Genomic DNA, 17,798 nt, shown 5'->3' on the forward strand with positions numbered 1-17,798 from the left:
AAGCGGTGAGTAATTTCAACGTATTTACAGCGCTGAAATTACCTTTAAACCAAACAGTAAGTTAGTAAGCTATTTAAAATTTAACTGAGATTTCTGAGGTGAAACCGTCAAAACCACGACCAATTTGGCCGCCTGAGTTTGCGCCTTCTTCTTGGTTTACATACTCAACTTTTAAAAGTGTTGAATCTGTAAACCAGTAACCTGCGGCTACTTGTAAGCGCTCAACGGTGTTATCGTTTTGGCTGATTAAATCGGAAGTGTTTTCTGATTCTGCATAGCGCGCGGCTACGTAAAGTTTTTCAGGAATGATATATTGCTGTGCTTCAACGGCGTAATATTCTACTGAGCTTTCGCCTTTAATTACACTGTTAGAATCAAACGTGGTACCGTTTTCGTCTGCCACGCCATCTGTACCAAAGTAGGTAATACCTGCCACTGCGTTACCTGCAGAGTCTGCAAAGGTGTAATCGTCAGACGATTTACCCAACATTAAAATGATGCTGGTTTGATCTGATGGCTGATACGCTAAATTTAATTGAATGATAGACTGATCAAGCCCTGGCATAACACCTACGTGAGTATCACGTTCGCTAGAAGGAGAAGCCGAAAAGTTATAGTTTTCGCCATCACCAAAACGGTAATTTGTTGTTGTGAGTCCATCTAAGCTCGCTACGCCATTTTCAAAACGAAGTTGGTCGCCTTGGTTAGCTTGTAAGTAATTTAAGCCAACTTTAAAGCCACCTTCAAACTCTAATGTACCTTGTAAGCGGTAATTAAAGCCTCTATCTTCTTGAAATGCTTCGCCAAAGCTTGATGTAGTAATGTGACCCGCTACGTTATAAGAACGAAGTACACCACTGTCAAAAGTTTCTGTGTAGCTTAATTGTGCACCGTTTTCTGCGGTTGCGTAGTCGTTAATGCCGTTACCAATTAAGGCATTACCTTGGTTATCTGCGCCGTCTTGAAAACCTTTAAACTGAAATGGAGACGCGCCAATATTACCTAAACGAAGCGTTAAATTTTCGTTTTCGTTTGGTGTGCCGTATAAGCCAAGTAAATCAAATTCAATACCTGCAAAGTCGTTATGGAACGAAAAATCACGGTCGCCGCCGCCAAAATCATTTGGCTCTTCGGCTATATCAATGTCGGCAGTAATGTATTCATTTATATGAAACTTAAGCATTAAGTTAGCTCTAATACGGCCAAAACCTGATGATTGCTCTTCATCTCCAGGACGAAATGCACCGTCTTTAGCTTGAATAGACTGAAAGTTTTGCATTGCTAGAAAGTTAACGTCAAGGCGGTCAAAGTAATCTGACATTTCTGCTTGTGCAGGCGCCGCCAACGCTGCTGCTACTAAAGTTAGCGCAAATTTAGCTTTCTTATTATTTAACATAATGAACTCTCTATTTAGTGTGTTGTGTATTTTCAGTGTGCAGCTAAAGCAAATGGGCATTTTATTTAAATGTGTTTTTAAACTTCGTAATGGGCATTGGCTCAGCTAGTGAGCATAATCACAAATGAATAATGTAACGTCAACATCTTTTATTACAAAACATTTACATGAAATCGTGTTTATAAAAATTTACATTTATAAACAATGGTTTAATAGTTTTGAATTCCAAAATAAAATTGCCAGTTATGACTAAAGTCTTATTTAAAATGTTCTGTAGAGGGCTATTGATGATCGTTATTTAACATTTATTAACCAATTAAATGGTATGGGCGTTTAATTAATACGGCAGGTTTAGGCGCGTAAAGCGCTAATTGGTTGTTTTTTGATTTACTTTCTTGAGCTTATACAGTGCTTAGCATAAAATTAAATTACTTTAGATGTATAAAAAATAGAAGTAATTAACATATGGAATTTGTGCGCCCGCTTGAGCCTATACTTATTATTGATGACGTTAAGGAAATACGTGACTACCTAAACCAAATATTAACGGAGCTAGGCTTTGAAGATATTTTAGAAAGCAACGATTACCTTTCTGCAAAACCCCTTCTTGATAAAAAATCACCCAATGTCATATTTTTGGATGTGGACTTACCTGATTCTGAAAGCTCTGATATTCTAGAACATATTAATGATAGCTACCCTCACGCTCACGTTGTTATGTGCTCGGGTCATAACACCCTTGAAAACGTGCAAAACACATGGGAATTAGGCGCTAAAGGCTTTATAGAAAAACCTTTTAACGCTAAAAAAGTTAATTCTGTTATGAAGCGCCTCGAACTAAGCGAATAATATAAGGTCAGTATGCAAAGCACTGTTACAGCAATTATCGACGATTTATCGAGTGTTATTTTTGGAAAAAAACAACAAATAAAACTAGCACTCACCTGCTTATTCAGTGAAGGACATTTACTGATAGAAGATTTACCCGGTATGGGCAAAACTACGCTCTCACATGCACTTGCTGCTGTGCTTGGGCTGTCGTATCAGCGTATACAATTTACAAGCGATCTTTTACCTGCCGATATTTTAGGAACTAATGTATTTAACGCTAATGAGCACACGTTTACATTTCATAAAGGGCCGATTTTTAGCCAAGTTGTATTAGCAGATGAAATAAACCGCGCGGGCCCTAAAACGCAAAGTGCATTGCTTGAGGCGATGGAAGAGCAGCAAGTTACAGTAGATGGTACTAAGTACACGTTACCAAATCCTTTTTTTGTAATTGCCACGCAAAACCCGCTTTATCAGTCGGGTACTTACCCACTTCCAGAATCGCAGTTAGATCGATTTTTAATGCGTATAAGTTTAGGCTTTCCTCCTAAAGAGGCTGAAAAACAACTTATTTTAAACATCAAACCGCGAGACTACAGCCAATTACCACAAAGAATAGACGCTAAGCAGCTACAGCAAATTCAAACCTTAATTAACCAAATTGTGATAAGTAGCCCTGTAACCGATTACATTATTGAATTAGTAACGCATACCCGTCAAAGCGCAGCATTTGCAGGCTCTCTCTCCCCTCGGGCAAGTATGGCGCTGGCAAAAGCGGCTAAGTCGTGGGCATTTATTGAAGGGCGAGAGTTTGTAACCCCTGACGATGTACAAGCTGTATTTGCAAGTGTGTGCCAACACCGCTTAGGACTGCATAACGAGTCGGGAGAAGCGCAAGTAAATGAAATCTTAAAAACCGTTGCTGTGCCAGTTTAACGTGTTATTTAAAAAAAAAGCCAAAAAGGTCAGTATATTAGGCGCATTAAAAAAGCGTTTACTTAATAAACTACTTAAAAACAAGCATTCAAAGCAATCCATTACGCTGGCTCATAACAATATATATGTAGTGCCCTCGCAACTCGGCTTTTACTTTATTATTGTGGCTATTTTAAATTTTGTTATGGGCATTAATTATCAAAATAACTTAATTTTGGTGATGGCTTATTTAATGTTTGTGGTGATGATTATTGCCGTTCTGCTTGGTTATACAAATGCCAAAGGGCTAAAAGTTGAATATATAAAAAGTTTTGCCAGCTTCTCACCAAATAAAGGCTCGGTTAAATTTATTTTAAAAGCCCCTACACTTACGCAATCAGTATCGCTTAGCTACTCGAGTGACCCTGAATATGCAAAGCACTTAGCGCAAGTTACGCCCAAAGACAGCGCTTTAATTATTAACCTACCTTATAATGCCCGCGGTAAATATACCCTTGAACGTTTTAAAATACACAGTAATTACCCATTTGGGCTGGTAAGCGTGTGGAGTTATATACAACCCAATGACTCTGTTTACGTTTACCCTGCGCCAGAGCATGTATTAAACGACACTTACAACAGTACGTTTGAACACACAACGCAAACAGGCAGTATTAAAGAGCCCGGCAGCGAAGAGTTTGATGAGCTAATTACGCATTTACCAGAAATGGGATTGCAGCGAATTTCATGGAAACATTACGCTAAATCACAGCAGTTACTCGTAAAAGAATTTATAGATTATAAAAAGTCCGATATTGTTTTTGATTTTAACCTGCTAACGGGTAACACCGAGCAACGCTTGAGTCAGCTTTGCTTTTTAGTGTGTAATGCATGCGAAAACAACACACCGTTTACACTAATTTTGCCCTCAGCAAGTTACAAAGCAACTAACGACACGCACGATAAATCACAGTGTTTAGCACTTCTGAGCGAATACGGCGGAGCAACTAATGGCTGAGCTATTAAATTACCGGGCAATTAATTTAGCAATGAGCTTTATATACGCCTGCTTATTTGCGTTTTATTTATCGCATATGCCCATATTGTTTATTGGGGTTTTATCGCTTTTATGCCTTTGGAACGTGTACTTAACACTGACTAACAACCCTAAACCTAACGCGTGGCTTGCAAATATTTTGGCTGGATTAGCTTTAATATTAATGATTTACACCATAGGTATAGGCGATACAGTCATATTGTTTGTTGCTATGTTATTGCTCTCTAGTATTTTTAAATTACTGCAGGCTAAAACAAAAAAACATTACCATATTATTGTCACACTCACGTTTTTTTCTATTTCATCGGCGTATTTGTTTAACCAAAGCATAATAACCACCTTAACCATGAGCGCCCTATTTTTACTCAACTTTGCTGTATTGAGCTTAATTGAATCTTCTCATAGTTTAAAATTAGCCTCTAAACAAAGTGCTAAGCTGTTATTTATTGCTTTGCCTTTAGCAATATTTTTGCTGTTGTTTTTACCTAAAATGCCCGCTTTTTGGCAGTTACCTGGGCCAAAGCTTGCTAAAACAGGGCTCTCTGAACAGGTAGATCCGTTTGATATTGCAAAGCTGTCTAATTCTGATGAACTGGTTTTTAGAGCGCGTTTTGATAACGACACGCCCGCCTCGCCTTATTATTGGCGAGCACTTGTACACGATACTTTTGATGGTAAAGCGTGGAAAACATCTGATTTATTAAAATATAATAATCAAAGCGCTGATCCCAATAAACAAATTACGATACAACACACCTACACTATTATTGCCGAGCCTGCTAATCAAAAATGGTTATATGGGCTTGATTACGCAACCAGTAACAATAAAAATGTTGAAAGTAATGCGCTAGGGTTACTTCGAAAAAAACAATATCAAGCTAAAAGCTTGCAGTATCAGGTATCAAGTGCAGCACTGAGTACAGAGCAACTTTCAGATTGGCAAACCGCTTATTACACACGTTCAAATAACCAAACAAACCAACAAGCAGCCAAGCTTGCTGCCGAACTTAAACAATCAACAACCTCGCAAAGTGACTTTTATAATGCATTGCTTAGCTACTTTGCTAAACAAGAATTTAGTTACACGTTAACCCCCGAGCCTATGACCGGTGACAGCACTATTGATCAATTTTTATTTGATAAAAAACGCGGCTTTTGCGGCCATTACGCCAGTGCAGCAGCGTATATTTTTAGAAGCGCCGGTATTCCCGCGCGCTTGGCCAGCGGTTATTTAGGTGGCGAAAAAAACCAAACAAATAATTATTTATCGGTTCGCCAATACGATGCCCACGCTTGGGTTGAAGTGTATATTAATAATCAGTGGCAAATTTTTGATGCCACTGTGGTGGTCGCCCCCGAGCGTTTAAATGGTTCACTTTCACAAAACGAAGAACTCAATGATGAATTTAAAAGTAATCTCGATTTTGGCTTAGTGAGTTTAAGTAACTTTGCAGCCGTTAATTGGTTAAGGCTCAAACTAGAAACCCTTGATTACCAATGGACCAGCTGGGTACTTGGCTTTGACGAAGAAAAGCAAAGCAACTTTTTAAAATCACTTTTTGGTAGTAAACATCTTTGGCTGGTACCTTTAGCGGTTATTTTAGGACTTGCTTTTAGCTTTGCTGCTTACTTTATTTATTTAAATTGGCCACGCAATAAAAGTAAACGCCCGCCGTTAGTTTCAGAATTTGAGGCAATTAAGCACTGGGCAGATAAAAACGACATAGCGGCGCCTAGTCACTATTCACCTAATCAGCAGTTAATATACTTTGCTGAGCAAAGCCCTGATACTGCGGAACCTTTAAGCGAATTTAGCTATTTATTTAATCAAGTGCGCTACGCTAAAAAACCTTTTACTAAAGAACGTAAAAATCAGGCTAAAGATCTGATAAAATTAATTAAATCTTCAAAATAGAGAAAACTATGAATGCGGTTGTTATAGGCGTTATTTTAATGCTTGGGCTCTCCTTAGCACGTGTAAATGTCATTGTAGCTATGATAATTAGTGCACTTGTAGCTGGTTTAACAGCGGGTTTAGGAATAAAAGAAAGTGTTGATGCATTTAATTCTGGTTTGTCGGCCGGCGCTGAAATTGCACTAAGTTACGCAATGTTAGGTGCCTTTGCAGTGGCTATTTCAAAATCGGGATTAACCCGTATCCTCGCCGAAAAGCTATTAAACAAAGTGAATGCACAAGGTGCAGGCAGCGAAACCTTTTTAAGCTATTTTATTTTATTAATTATATTAGGCTGCGCTATTTCTTCTCAAAATTTAGTGCCTGTGCACATAGCCTTTATACCTATTTTAATCCCCCCTTTGCTGGTTGTGTTTAATCAACTACGTTTAGACCGCCGCGCCATTGCCTGTATATTAACGTTTGGTTTAGCTACCTCTTACATGGTATTGCCTTATGGATTTGGTGGCATTTACTTATACTCTATTTTGCATAAAAACTTAGTTGATAACGGCCTAGACATAGTTAACACACAAGTGCCTATGGCAATGATTATTCCTGCCTGCGGTATGTTGGTTGGGTTAATTATCGCGGTGTTTATAAGTTACGCAAAGCGCCGTGACTACCAAGCGCAACCGTTAACAACACAAAGCAAAGCTAGCGACATTGAGAAGCCAAAAAAAGTGATGATCGTGGGTTTGTTTGCTGTGCTTTCATCATTGGTTGCACAAAACCTAAGTGGCTCTATGATATTAGGCGGCCTTGTTGGCGTAATGATATTTAGTGTATTTGGTGTTGTTAAGTGGGAAGAAAACGGCGACGTATTTAGTAAAGGCGTCGCCATGATGGCGATGATTGGCTTTATTATGATTTCGGCTCAAGGATTTGCCTCAGTAATGAAAGCAACCGGTGATGTAGCAAGTTTAGTTCACAGTGGCGCGGCGTTATTTGATGGCAATAAGCCTCTCGCTGCGGCCTCTATTTTATTGGTGGGATTATTGATAACAATGGGTATTGGTAGTTCGTTTTCTACAGTGCCAATTATAGCTACCTTATTTGTGCCTTTATGTTTAGATTTAGGTTTCTCGGTTATGGCAACTGCGGCTTTAGTGGGTACTGCGGGTGCATTAGGTGATGCGGGCTCTCCAGCCTCTGACTCTACACTTGGACCAACCTCGGGTTTAAATGCCGATGGTCAACATGACCATATACGAGATTCGGTGATCCCCACCTTTATACATTTTAATATTCCATTACTTATATTTGGTTGGATTGCGGCTATGGTGCTTTAGCACCTCTGCACTTATAGTGTGTATAATTCATTATTTTTAAGGCATGTATTTCATGCCTTTTTTATACCTCCCTCTTTGCTGACTTAATCTATATATTTTTATAGCTGCTAAGATTGCTTTTACAATTAACTAGTATGATGTGTTCTTTTCCTGTAATTAAATAAGCACCTAATAAAGATGCTTATTTAAAGGCTGCTTGCCTTAATATTTATTTATTCAAAACCGTAAATCATTTTATCGCACACAACCGGTGTCGGTCTGTGGTCATCATCTACGGCTACAAAGGTAAAGCTGCCTGAAATCGCCGAGTGCTTATCATCTTTATGCATGGTTTCTAAACAAATATCCACATCCACTTTAAGTGATGTATTGCCCACATGCACAACTTTAGCAATTAGCTCAGCAAAAGTCCCCGCTGGAATAGCCTCTTTAAAATCAACTCTATCAGATGAAATAGTCACTAACGGCTTTCGGCAAAAACGAGTGGCGGCAATAAAAGCAACCTCGTCCATCCATGCTAACGCATCGCCACCAAATAATGTGTTGTGATGATTAGTGCGCCCAGGAAACACCGTTTTAGTAACCGAGGTCGTTGAGTCTTCAATACGCTTTGCAATAATTGCATCGCGGTTAATGTCTGTCATAGTATCTACTTTTTATTAGCAAGCTTATCTTGCATCAATAATGCTGGGTCTAGGCGCTCGCCTTCCCAGTTAAAACGCCAATCAAGGTGTGGGCCTGTTACACGCCCAGTCGCACCTATTTCGGCAACTTTGTCGCCTTGGCTTATTGTATCGCCTACTTTTACATCTAATTTGCTTAAATGAATATATGTAGAGGTAACGCCATGGCCGTGGTCAATAATAAGCGTACCGCCCGAGTAGTATAAATCGGGGTCGGCAAACACCACGGTGCCACTAATCGGAGCATAAACAGGCGAGCCGGTTTTATTGGCAATATCTAAACCAAAATGTGGGCGTCGCGGTTCGCCGTTAAAATAACGTTGGCTACCATAAACACCCGATATACGTCCTTGTGCAGGCTTTAATACCGGGTCTAAAAAGTACTGTAAATCAGAGTTAACTGCGCGCGCTTTACGTATTGCTTGCGCCTCACGGCTAATACGTGCGCTTACTTCTTTAGGGGGCGACACATACTTTTTAGCCACACCGGTAATTTTATCAATTTTATAATCGCGTTTAGTGATCATTAAATCTTGCGTGTGTGTTTTACCGTTATTATCTACCCACGTAAGGGCGTGTTTTGCTTTCGCGTCGCGACCAAAGCCAAACACAAAATTGCCAGAGTCTGATAACTTTAATGTTTTACCATCTAGCGATACAGACTTTACATTTTCAAGCTTGCCTGTCACTAAGCCGCCCTGCGTTAGGTGCCCTTTTAGCTCAAGCGCTAATGCACTAAAGCTAGTTGTGGTTACAAGCGCTGTTGCTAAAAGAGTTTTAAGCATAACTAATCGATCCCTTTCCTACGCCTTCATAAGCGGTAATTTTTACGTCTTTGTCTGGGTATTCTGCCTTAACCTGCTCAGCAAGGTGTTGAGCAATACATTCTACCGTTGTATCAACAGGTAAAATGTCACAGCGTGACTCGCTTATCGCCATTTCAAAGTAACCTTGTGCAGCGGTGTAAGCAAAACACACATCATCGTTTTTAGCGCTTATGTGTTTTAATTCGCTTGCAGCGATTTGGTCTTCACGCGTGGCTAAGTAAATATCTTGCCATTTTTCTGCCCATTGCTTTTGTAAGCGTGGCATAGACATACCATCTAAACTAATACCAATTTGCGAGCGATGGCCATGAATAATACGCTGACAGTTACCATCGTGCTTTTTAAGGCCATGGCTGTAATGATAATAAAAACTTTGGCTGTGCTCTGGTTTAAGCGATAACTCAATTTTTTCAATGTTTCCTGGCAGTTTTGGTAAAATAGTGTCGATTAAAAATTCAGTCACTGATTCAACGCTAATTTCTGGTGCATCTATCATGCAATAAGCTTGATGTGGTGCGCTCATTGCTAAATGGTGGTTATCACCAAATGTGCAATCGAGCGTTTTGTGCGAATCAAATTCTTGTACTGTGCCATTTAAACCTTTAGCAATTGCTAATTTGTGGTCTAAACAGTCGTCAATTATGCCTTTAATTTGCTTTTTAACTAAGCCAAAGTCTAACACCATAGACTCTTCATTTAGCTTGCCATGCAACGTTAAGTCAACAATCCAGCTCTCGCCAACGGCGCCGCGTTTGTTACATAAGTAAGAAAAATCAATCACTGTTAGTGAGTTAACAAAAAGGATCATAAACTTCCTTTAAACTGGTTATAAGTCAGGGGTAATTATAATGATTTCTGATTGTAATTGCGCGGTTTTATAGTGCAAAAAGCAATCGCCACTACTGATTGGCGATAAATCACGCAAAAAAGTCTTTTTTTCAACTGCTCCGAGTTGTTTAGCGTACAAGTGTACGCTAAAGTACTTGGCAATTTCTAAGCGAAGATAAGTGTTATGGAACCTAAAAATAGCTATACAAAAGAAGATTTGATCCTATGTGGTCAAGGTGAAATGTTTGGTGAAGGTAACTGCCGTTTACCAAGCGACAACATGTTAATGATGGACCGTATTACTTCAATCACTGCTGATGGCGGCGAGCACGGTAAAGGCCAAATTGTAGCTGAGCTTGATATTGACCCAAGCCTATGGTTTTTCGATTGCCATTTTAAAGGCGACCCAGTTATGCCAGGTTGTTTAGGGCTAGATGCTATGTGGCAACTCGTTGGCTTTTTCTTAGGCTGGTCTGGTGGCCCAGGTTTAGGCCGTGCTTTAGGTGTGGGTGAAGTTAAATTTACCGGTCAAATTTTACCTACCGCTAAAAAAGTAACATACCGCCTTGATATGAAACGTGTAATTAAGCGTAAATTATTTATGGGCATGGCTGATGGCACAGTTGAAGTAGATGGCCGCGTAATTTACGAAGCAAAAGATTTAAAAGTGGGCTTATTTCAAGACACAAGCGCATTCTAAAATTAGTAATGGATGTATGCAAAAAGGCCTCCAGTTGGAGGCCTTTTTACGTTAATTCTTATCTGATGAATTAGGTTTTATACATGTTTCGGTTTTCAATTGCTTCACGCCAACCGCCTAACCATTCGGACTTAGGATCGATTTGCTGATAAGGGCATAGCTCTTTTGAGCGCCCGGCTAAACCTGCTTTAAAACCTTGAGAATGAGCTCTTTCTAAACGATCTCTTTTTTGTCTCTTCATCGGTAATATCCTCACCTTTTTTAATTATAAATTTTGTAGCATTAGTGAAATCTACATTTAATGAATAGTTAATAAAAATGTTAAATTCAAATAGCAAAATTAATTAATTTGTTTGACATTAACTAACATGCTGATGCAAAAATAATTTAACATTAATAAAAACACAGTGGTCGTACCACTTCATTTCGTACTGCTTCTTTAATTTACAATACGGCTATCTAACCGCTTAAATGCACTTATGTGCTAAGGCGTGTTCTACTTTGCTGATTTAAATATCTCCATTAGAGCGATTAAATAACTGCTTAATGAAAGCACCTAATGGGCAGCATATAGTTGGTATTTATGGTGCATTATCGCCTTGTCTAAATGCCAAACTCCACTGCAACTTTAACCAGCAAAAATCAACACGACCTATTTATCCGACACAGCTTTTTTGGCTAAGTTCCAAACAAAAATGTAATCATGACGATTTTATTGCAATTTGCCCTTTTGTTTAAAAAACAGCTTTAACGATTTATTTTTAAACAATTGGTATTTATGCTTGATTAATTAAAGTCGATCGGTCTAATATGAATTAACTATAAAAAAGGCTATTAGGGGTTACTTATAATGAACACTGCTCAGGCACCTGCACGGCGCGGAAGACCCCCTAAAATACCTCGCGAAAACGCCGATACCAAAGCGCACCTTATTAGGGTTGGCCTAGAAACCTTAACCGAATTTGGTTTTAGCGCAACTGGCCTTGATACCATTTTAAAAAAAGCCGGCGTGCCTAAAGGCTCGTTTTATCATTACTTTAAAAGTAAAGAAGCGTTTGGTATTGCGTTAGTAAATGCCTACGATGACTACTTTATTACTAAGCTCAAAAAATATTTAACCGATAGCAATACCCCGCCCCTCGAGCGCTTAATTCACTTTACGCAAAGTGCCATTATGGGCATGCAAAAATACCAGTACAAACGCGGTTGTTTGGTCGGCAATTTAAATCAAGAGCTCAATCATTTAAGTGATGAATTTAAAATCCGCCTACTACAAAGCTACGTAGCATGGCAGCAGCAAGTGGAGCAGTGTTTAAATGAAGCACAGCAACAAGGCACGATTGCTAAAACTGTTGATACGCAGCTTATGAGTGAATATTTTTGGATTGGCTGGGAAGGCGCCGTTATGCGCGCTAAACTTACCCAATCAAATAAACCCCTTACGTTGTATACAGAAATGTTTTTACGCGCATTACTCACCTAATGCGCATTTTAATTAGCCATTAAAAACCGATCGGTCTAAAAGGATATGTTATGAGTAACTCAGTTAAAGCTATTGTAATTACGAAAGACGAAAACTACGCTGCGGCGCTTAGTGAAGTGCAGCAAAGTGACCTACCAGATCAAAACGTGCAACTTGATGTACTTTACAGCACACTCAATTACAAAGATGGGTTAGCCATTACAGGTAAAGGCCCTGTTGTGCGCAGTTTTCCTATGGTGCCAGGCATCGATTTAGTGGGCACAGTAAGTGAAACAAGTACGGATGAATTTGCTGTTGGCGATAATGTAATTTTAAATGGCTTTGGTGTGGGCGAAAAACACTGGGGCGGCTTAGCACAAAAGGCATCGCTTAATAGTGATTGGTTAATCCCCCTCCCTGCAGCGCTATCGCCAAAACAAGCAATGCAAATTGGCACCGCAGGCTACACAGCAATGTTGAGTGTTATTGCCCTTGAAAAACAAGGCATCACTCCAAGTGATGGCGAAATATTAGTGACCGGTGCAAACGGTGGTGTTGGCAGCTTTGCTATTTATTTATTAAATCAGCTGGGCTATAACGTAACCGCTGCAACAGGAAGAATGGAGCAAAGCGATTACTTAAAAGAACTAGGTGCGTCACAAATTATTAGCCGCGATGAGCTTTCAAACCCAGGTAAGCCACTTCAAAAAGAACGCTTTGCGGGTGCTATAGATTCGGTAGGGAGCCACACGCTTGCTAATATTTGTGCATCGCTTAAATACGGTGGTGTGGTTACTGCGTGTGGTTTAGCCCAAGGCATGGATTTACCCGCATCAGTAGCGCCCTTTATTTTACGTGGTGTATCTTTAATTGGTATAGACAGCGTTATGCGCCCTAAAAAAGACAGAGTAGAAGCATGGGACAGACTAGCAAGCTTAATAAAAGCCGATTACCTTGATAAAATTTCAACCGAAATTACACTTGAGCAAGTAATCGAAAATGCCGAGCAACTTATGGAAGGTAAAATTCGCGGCCGCGTAGTTGTTAATTGCCAAAGTTAAGCAATTTTATCTATTAAAGCCTCGTTATTAAATTTATAATGGCATTTGTATTTTTATTAATGAGGCAACACCTATGAGCAACCAAGATCTTTACAGTAATAACCCACTGCAAGGCGTAAAATTAGAGCAAGTGGTTGAAGAACTGGTTGAGCAATATGGGTGGGAGCTACTACACGCTTATTTGCAATTAAACTGTTTTAAAAACAACCCAGATGTAAAATCGGCGGTTAAGTTTTTACGTAAAACACAATGGGCACAAGAAAAGGTAGATAACTTTTACCTATACCGCCTTAAAAACTTACCTAAACCCGACGATGTGCAATACGAGTTACCACCACGAGATAGAGTTATTCCTGCGGATCATAAACCGGGGGAGCCGTGCGAATTAAGTTTTAGTGATGCAAAGCGAATTATGGAAAAAAAGGCCACTAAACAACGCGCCAGGGCACGAAAACAACGCTCAAATGCAACTAACCCGTGGGGTAACTAAGTTAACCTCAACTCTGGATAATAAATCTATCTCTAGCAGCTATTTTCAGCGCTAACAGCGTTGAATTTACTTGCAATAGGCTAGCTATTGACGCGTAAATTCGCCTTGTTTTCACCGAAAACCGCTGGCTAGAGAATTAAGCTTAAAGATCATCATGATAAATTATGTTGGTATATCTCTTAACCAGAGTTCAGGTTAAGTTATATTTTTAAAGCCAATGTATATTGGCTTTTTTTAGCTCTGCAGTTTTAGGGCTTAGTAACCTCGTTTACGCCAAAAATCATTAACAGAGCCTTGCTCTTCAAGTGCAACGTTAAATGTTTTATCGGCAATAATTTTATTATTTAGGGTGAGTGTCATTCGCCAATCACCTAATTTATTTTCAATAGGCTCCCACAGCGTATCACCTAAATAAAACTGCCAGTCGTTCTCTTTAATGTATTCAACGCCTTCAAAGGGCGGCATTATTTCGCCATTACTGTCTGGTATATCGGGGTGATAAATACAAAAGTGAAGTTTTTCGCCTTTTGCTTTTTTGATATTAATTATTAAACCAAATTCAACATCAAGCTTGGCAATTACATTGGTTGTAAACTGCTCAATTTGTGGCAATGCTTTACTTTTGCTATCCCATGTAGAATAAATCCCACAACTTTGAATCGACACCTCAGGTTTTGATTTTGCCATTACACCATTCTTTACTTTAGGCTGTTAATGCACTGATTTTATAATACATGCAGCTTAAGTAAAATCACCTGATTAACAAACATACTCAATGTTGATTTATTTTTGCACATTGCTTGCACATTTGAGATCAAAAATAGCGTCAATTAGTACTTAATTGGCTGTGTATGATGAATCACTCTCTATGTAATAAAGTTAAACTATTAAAAATTTCGTTTTTAAGCGCAGCAATTTCTTCTCTTGTTGCATGTGGCAGTGATGAGCAAAACCTAACAACCGCCACTGATGAAAGTACAAGTTCAAGCAGTGAAAGTACAACAGCAACAAGTGGCACCAGCTCAACCGAGCAAGTGCTATGTGAATACAGTTACAATGAATACAACGACTCAACATCAGTGCAAACCACCAGCTCTGCTGATTGGGCATGCACAGGTACAACACGCGATGTAGTTGCTAATGGCATTCCAGATCATGATGTGGGCACGTTTCCTAACCCCGACAATCCAAACACCATTTCTGAGCAAACTGTGAGTGAGAGCTTTACGTTAACGCCTATACAAAGCGATACAGCAACCTTAATGGGCGGCCCTCGGGGCGTGTTAGGCATAGTACTAAATGGCGTTAAAATTGATGCCGGTACCGGCGGCAGTTGTGATGACTCTGGCGATAATTGCTCGCTTGGCGATAACAGTGGCAACTGGAGTATTGAAGCACTAAGCCAAGATACCTTTAGTTTTGGTACTGACGATAACAACGCACACGTACAGCCCGATGGCACATATCATTATCATGGCATGCCGGAGGGATTTATCTCCCTTAAAGGCGGCAACAGCTCAACAATGACTCTAATTGCATGGGCGGCTGATGGGTTTCCCATTTATGCGCGTTATGGCTATAGCACCGCGGATGATGCAAGTTCGTCACTTAAAGTGATGACAGGTAGCTACCAACATATTAGTACTGTAAGCGATAACCGCCCTTCTACCGATATTTATCCACTGGGAACTTTTGCACAAGATTGGGAGTATGTAGCTGGCTCTGGCGATTTAGATGAGTGTAACGGGCGCTTTGGTGTGACCCCTGAATTTCCACAAGGCATATACCATTACTATGCAACCGATACTTATCCGTTTTTTCAACGCTGTGTTAAAGGCGAGCTATAAATTTACTTATAGGCAAAGTGAGCATGATGAAATTACATAAAAAAGCACTGGTTGCGCTTATTTTAGTGGCCAACATTGTTATAGCACCGGTTGTTTATGCACATTTAATAGTGGCTCAACACGGAACATTAAACGTGATTGATAACCATGCCTTTATTGTGCTCTCGCTGCCTATTTCTGCATTTAATAACCTTGATGATGATTTAAATAAAAAAGTATCTATGGATGAATTTAACGCCCATAAAAAGCAAATCAGCAAAACTATAATGCGAGGGGTTTATTTAAACGATCATCATTATAAGTTTTCTTTAGAGGGCTTATTACTAAACCCTGAAGTGTCGCATACTGATACTAATAACATTGAGTACATAACGATTACGGGCCGATATACAGTGCCCGATATTAGCGCACAGCTAAAATTAAACGTTAGGTTATTTAGTCAAAACCCTGATTTAAATAAGTACCACATTACCGCCACTAACAAACAGCAAAAAATGACTCATCAGTTTGCCTTAACACCGCGTACGCCTTTTAGCACAGTGTTTTAAACTAACAATTAAGTAGCCAAGGGCAGACTTAATATTAAGCTGCCCTTTTTTATTTTTACTGCGCTAATAATTTTGGATTTTTAGGAAAGAAATTCTCTGGTTGTTTTTCGCAAAGCGAAAATTCGCGAGTGTTTTTATAAGGAAGCTTCATAAATCCTGCTACCCCTACATCAGTAATATTAACTGCATACTGCATTAATTTATTAAGTAACCGTTTAAACTCTACTTCTTTGCTTTCATCGAGTAAGCGATAGTAATGGTGTATTTTCATTCTATCTGGCAGGGCTTCAAATATAATACAGCCAGTATGATGAATTTGGTTTAGCTCAAACACGCATCTAATCACTTTTTTAGGAAGTTGCAGCTGCTCATCAGGGTCTTTACCGTCTTCAAAGTAAGAATGTGGACGTGCAATTTCGTTTGCCTTCATACTGACAACTTCATAATCAAGCTCAGGGAGATTATCAAATTTAAACGCCCCGGTTCCATCTCGCTCTAATTGAATAGTTTTACGCGCATCAAATAAACAACACTTAAATAAACCTTTTTGACTTATTGCTTGAGCAAGCATCACGGTATTATTAATGGCATCGGTAAAGGCTGTTTTTAAACTTTCATCATGCATAATAAGCGATGACTCAACAAACAACGACTCATCTTTCCAATGAAAGCTCAATCCACCCACTACAGGATATTTAGCTAGGCGGCTGATAGAGGCCAAAAAGGCTTTTTCGGTATCGCCGGTATCAAACAAAAACTCTTTGTAGTAGCGATCTAATTGAGCATCGTTTACATCAAGCAATTGTTGATTATGATCGGCTTGTCGTAAAAACTGTTTTCGCGAGCTATATACTACGGTGTCGGGCTTATCGCCTTTACCAAACCAATACGGAATAGCAGGACGAGGCTCCGCTTTTTTAAGCTCAGGTAAATACGCCTTAGCCATTTTGGTAATGTTACGGATAAAGTAATCGCCTGCGCCATCGCGTATGGTTTTATTTTTAGACAGCATGCCATCAATTACATTGGCAAGCTCTTTGGGTAAGCCAAGCGAGCTTGCAGGAATGGCTTGCGCACCAAAACGACACGACTGAGCGGAGGCAAGTGCATATAAAGTAGAAGCCACACCTTGTTCATCAAAGCGTGGTGATGACTGCTCACCGGACATTTGCGCATCACCTATAAAATACACATCGCCCATTCTGGCATTAGTAGTGCTTAAATCTCCCGACATTAAATCCATAAAATTACTGGCTATAGGCTCACCCTTACTATCAACCTGTGCGTAAACAGAGCTTCCCCAATCAACTAAAGACAGCGCATCGCTTTGCTCATCCCATACCAAGTTAGAAGGTTTAATATCGCCATGCACTATAGGTTGAGGGGTTAAACCATTTTTATGATTACGCAGGTCAATTAATACATTACGCAGCCGCACCGCTAATTGCATAATATGGGCGGCACTAAAACGCCCTTTTTTTAGCGATACTTTTTCAAGGTCTTCTCCAATGGCGCGGGCCATCATTAAAATACCTTGCTTTTTTATACGCTCAAAAGCATAAAAGGTGGGCACTAGCGGGTTATTAATTTGCGAGAGCATATACGCTTCGTCTTCTAGGCGGTCGCGCACGCTTTGGGCAAGCGTAATACGCGAGAACTTAAACACCCAAGGTAAGGCATTTTCGTCATTGCCAGCAAACACAAACCCAAACGCGCCTGACCCAATCATCTCTACATTTTTATAGCCAAGTGCTGTCAGTTGTTTAATACAAATATTAAGCCATTGACGGTGTTTTTTGGCATCTCTATGTGACAGCAAATAAACAGATTGCTCTTCGTTAATATAAAAATTGCGAATTCCTTTGGCTTTCAATACAGGCTCTTTGTTTTATAGGTTAAATAGTGAG

Annotated in this window: 18 protein-coding genes; 11 read left to right on the plus strand and 7 right to left on the minus strand. The window is 39.6% G+C overall.

What is annotated here, in order from left to right:
* Positions 1–73: 73 nt before the first annotated feature.
* Positions 74–1,396, minus strand: a complete 1,323-nt coding sequence (locus MTF64_RS17635) for a hypothetical protein (protein ID WP_029772291.1) — start codon at positions 1,394–1,396, stop codon at positions 74–76.
* A gap of 465 nt (positions 1,397–1,861) precedes the next feature.
* Between MTF64_RS17635 and MTF64_RS17640 the strand changes: the two genes are divergently transcribed.
* From MTF64_RS17640 to MTF64_RS17660, 5 genes are read left to right on the plus strand one after another with little or no spacing between them, the layout of a single operon-like run.
* Positions 1,862–2,245 (plus strand): response regulator, encoded by a 384-nt coding sequence (locus tag MTF64_RS17640; RefSeq protein ID WP_029772290.1) that lies wholly within the window; start codon positions 1,862–1,864, stop codon positions 2,243–2,245.
* Positions 2,246–2,257: 12 nt separating this feature from the next.
* A complete protein-coding gene (locus tag MTF64_RS17645; RefSeq protein ID WP_248452172.1) occupies positions 2,258–3,163 on the plus strand; it encodes a MoxR family ATPase in 906 nt (301 codons plus the stop codon).
* 1 nt (position 3,164) lies between these two features.
* Positions 3,165–4,160 (plus strand): DUF58 domain-containing protein, encoded by a 996-nt coding sequence (locus MTF64_RS17650; RefSeq protein ID WP_248452173.1) that lies wholly within the window; start codon positions 3,165–3,167, stop codon positions 4,158–4,160.
* Positions 4,153–6,114 (plus strand): DUF3488 and transglutaminase-like domain-containing protein, encoded by a 1,962-nt coding sequence (locus MTF64_RS17655; protein ID WP_248452174.1) that lies wholly within the window; start codon positions 4,153–4,155, stop codon positions 6,112–6,114. The genes MTF64_RS17650 and MTF64_RS17655 overlap by 8 nt, the downstream gene beginning before the upstream one ends.
* Before the next feature lie 8 nt (positions 6,115–6,122).
* Complete coding sequence (locus MTF64_RS17660; RefSeq protein WP_054982498.1) at positions 6,123–7,445, plus strand: Na+/H+ antiporter family protein; 1,323 nt, start codon at positions 6,123–6,125, stop codon at positions 7,443–7,445.
* A gap of 212 nt (positions 7,446–7,657) precedes the next feature.
* On the opposite strand, the gene MTF64_RS17665 is transcribed toward MTF64_RS17660, so the two are convergent.
* From MTF64_RS17665 to MTF64_RS17675, 3 genes are read right to left on the minus strand one after another with little or no spacing between them, the layout of a single operon-like run.
* Entirely contained in the window at positions 7,658–8,089 is a 432-nt protein-coding gene (locus MTF64_RS17665) for an acyl-CoA thioesterase (RefSeq protein ID WP_029772286.1), read from the minus strand.
* 5 nt (positions 8,090–8,094) lie between these two features.
* A complete protein-coding gene (locus MTF64_RS17670) occupies positions 8,095–8,913 on the minus strand; it encodes a M23 family metallopeptidase (protein ID WP_024033641.1) in 819 nt (272 codons plus the stop codon).
* Positions 8,906–9,763 carry a 6-carboxytetrahydropterin synthase gene (locus MTF64_RS17675; RefSeq protein ID WP_024033642.1) on the minus strand — a complete coding sequence of 286 codons (858 nt, stop codon included), beginning with the start codon at positions 9,761–9,763 and terminating at the stop codon, positions 8,906–8,908. Before MTF64_RS17675 ends, MTF64_RS17670 begins: the two co-directional genes overlap by 8 nt.
* 204 nt (positions 9,764–9,967) lie before the next feature.
* Between MTF64_RS17675 and fabA the strand changes: the two genes are divergently transcribed.
* Positions 9,968–10,483: a bifunctional 3-hydroxydecanoyl-ACP dehydratase/trans-2-decenoyl-ACP isomerase gene (gene fabA, locus MTF64_RS17680; protein ID WP_004586523.1), complete on the plus strand. Its 516-nt coding sequence runs from the start codon at positions 9,968–9,970 to the stop codon at positions 10,481–10,483.
* Between the two features lie 70 nt (positions 10,484–10,553).
* Here fabA and rmf read toward each other — a convergent pair whose 3' ends face one another.
* Positions 10,554–10,724 (minus strand): ribosome modulation factor, encoded by a 171-nt coding sequence (gene rmf / locus MTF64_RS17685; RefSeq protein WP_004586522.1) that lies wholly within the window; start codon positions 10,722–10,724, stop codon positions 10,554–10,556.
* A gap of 609 nt (positions 10,725–11,333) precedes the next feature.
* Here rmf and MTF64_RS17690 point away from each other — a divergent pair.
* The 3 genes from MTF64_RS17690 (at position 11,334) to MTF64_RS17700 (ending at position 13,496) form a co-directional block, all read left to right on the plus strand.
* The gene (locus MTF64_RS17690) at positions 11,334–11,966 is read left to right on the plus strand and encodes a TetR/AcrR family transcriptional regulator (protein WP_248452175.1); all 633 of its coding nucleotides are present in this window, start codon (positions 11,334–11,336) and stop codon (positions 11,964–11,966) included.
* A gap of 50 nt (positions 11,967–12,016) precedes the next feature.
* Positions 12,017–13,006 carry an MDR family oxidoreductase gene (locus MTF64_RS17695; protein ID WP_248452176.1) on the plus strand — a complete coding sequence of 330 codons (990 nt, stop codon included), beginning with the start codon at positions 12,017–12,019 and terminating at the stop codon, positions 13,004–13,006.
* Between the two features lie 73 nt (positions 13,007–13,079).
* Positions 13,080–13,496: a VF530 family protein gene (locus MTF64_RS17700; RefSeq protein WP_004586518.1), complete on the plus strand. Its 417-nt coding sequence runs from the start codon at positions 13,080–13,082 to the stop codon at positions 13,494–13,496.
* A gap of 255 nt (positions 13,497–13,751) precedes the next feature.
* Here MTF64_RS17700 and MTF64_RS17705 read toward each other — a convergent pair whose 3' ends face one another.
* Complete coding sequence (locus MTF64_RS17705; RefSeq protein WP_004586517.1) at positions 13,752–14,183, minus strand: DUF3859 domain-containing protein; 432 nt, start codon at positions 14,181–14,183, stop codon at positions 13,752–13,754.
* A gap of 164 nt (positions 14,184–14,347) precedes the next feature.
* Between MTF64_RS17705 and MTF64_RS17710 the strand changes: the two genes are divergently transcribed.
* The gene (locus tag MTF64_RS17710) at positions 14,348–15,343 is read left to right on the plus strand and encodes a YHYH protein (RefSeq protein ID WP_248452178.1); all 996 of its coding nucleotides are present in this window, start codon (positions 14,348–14,350) and stop codon (positions 15,341–15,343) included.
* Positions 15,344–15,366: 23 nt separating this feature from the next.
* Positions 15,367–15,891: a hypothetical protein gene (locus MTF64_RS17715; protein ID WP_248452179.1), complete on the plus strand. Its 525-nt coding sequence runs from the start codon at positions 15,367–15,369 to the stop codon at positions 15,889–15,891.
* Positions 15,892–15,946: 55 nt separating this feature from the next.
* On the opposite strand, the gene MTF64_RS17720 is transcribed toward MTF64_RS17715, so the two are convergent.
* A complete protein-coding gene (locus tag MTF64_RS17720; protein WP_248452183.1) occupies positions 15,947–17,764 on the minus strand; it encodes a serine/threonine protein kinase in 1,818 nt (605 codons plus the stop codon).
* Positions 17,765–17,798 lie beyond the last annotated feature (34 nt).

This window comes from Pseudoalteromonas sp. 2CM41L, assembly GCF_023161905.1.
In the GTDB taxonomy this organism is placed as follows: Bacteria; Pseudomonadota; Gammaproteobacteria; order Enterobacterales; family Alteromonadaceae; genus Pseudoalteromonas; species Pseudoalteromonas atlantica.

Excerpts from the sequence above, each read along its gene's own strand:
- MTF64_RS17635 (WP_029772291.1), bottom strand. The coding sequence starts at position 1,396 with ATGTTAAATAATAAGAAAGCTAAATTTGCGCTAACTTTAGTAGCAGCA.
- MTF64_RS17640 (WP_029772290.1), top strand. The coding sequence starts at position 1,862 with ATGGAATTTGTGCGCCCGCTTGAGCCTATACTTATTATTGATGACGTT.
- MTF64_RS17645 (WP_248452172.1), top strand. The coding sequence starts at position 2,258 with ATGCAAAGCACTGTTACAGCAATTATCGACGATTTATCGAGTGTTATT.
- MTF64_RS17655 (WP_248452174.1), top strand. The coding sequence starts at position 4,153 with ATGGCTGAGCTATTAAATTACCGGGCAATTAATTTAGCAATGAGCTTT.
- MTF64_RS17660 (WP_054982498.1), top strand. The coding sequence starts at position 6,123 with ATGAATGCGGTTGTTATAGGCGTTATTTTAATGCTTGGGCTCTCCTTA.
- MTF64_RS17665 (WP_029772286.1), bottom strand. The coding sequence starts at position 8,089 with ATGACAGACATTAACCGCGATGCAATTATTGCAAAGCGTATTGAAGAC.
- MTF64_RS17670 (WP_024033641.1), bottom strand. The coding sequence starts at position 8,913 with ATGCTTAAAACTCTTTTAGCAACAGCGCTTGTAACCACAACTAGCTTT.
- MTF64_RS17675 (WP_024033642.1), bottom strand. The coding sequence starts at position 9,763 with ATGATCCTTTTTGTTAACTCACTAACAGTGATTGATTTTTCTTACTTA.
- fabA (WP_004586523.1), top strand. The coding sequence starts at position 9,968 with ATGGAACCTAAAAATAGCTATACAAAAGAAGATTTGATCCTATGTGGT.
- rmf (WP_004586522.1), bottom strand. The coding sequence starts at position 10,724 with ATGAAGAGACAAAAAAGAGATCGTTTAGAAAGAGCTCATTCTCAAGGT.
- MTF64_RS17690 (WP_248452175.1), top strand. The coding sequence starts at position 11,334 with ATGAACACTGCTCAGGCACCTGCACGGCGCGGAAGACCCCCTAAAATA.
- MTF64_RS17695 (WP_248452176.1), top strand. The coding sequence starts at position 12,017 with ATGAGTAACTCAGTTAAAGCTATTGTAATTACGAAAGACGAAAACTAC.
- MTF64_RS17700 (WP_004586518.1), top strand. The coding sequence starts at position 13,080 with ATGAGCAACCAAGATCTTTACAGTAATAACCCACTGCAAGGCGTAAAA.
- MTF64_RS17705 (WP_004586517.1), bottom strand. The coding sequence starts at position 14,183 with ATGGCAAAATCAAAACCTGAGGTGTCGATTCAAAGTTGTGGGATTTAT.
- MTF64_RS17710 (WP_248452178.1), top strand. The coding sequence starts at position 14,348 with ATGATGAATCACTCTCTATGTAATAAAGTTAAACTATTAAAAATTTCG.
- MTF64_RS17715 (WP_248452179.1), top strand. The coding sequence starts at position 15,367 with ATGATGAAATTACATAAAAAAGCACTGGTTGCGCTTATTTTAGTGGCC.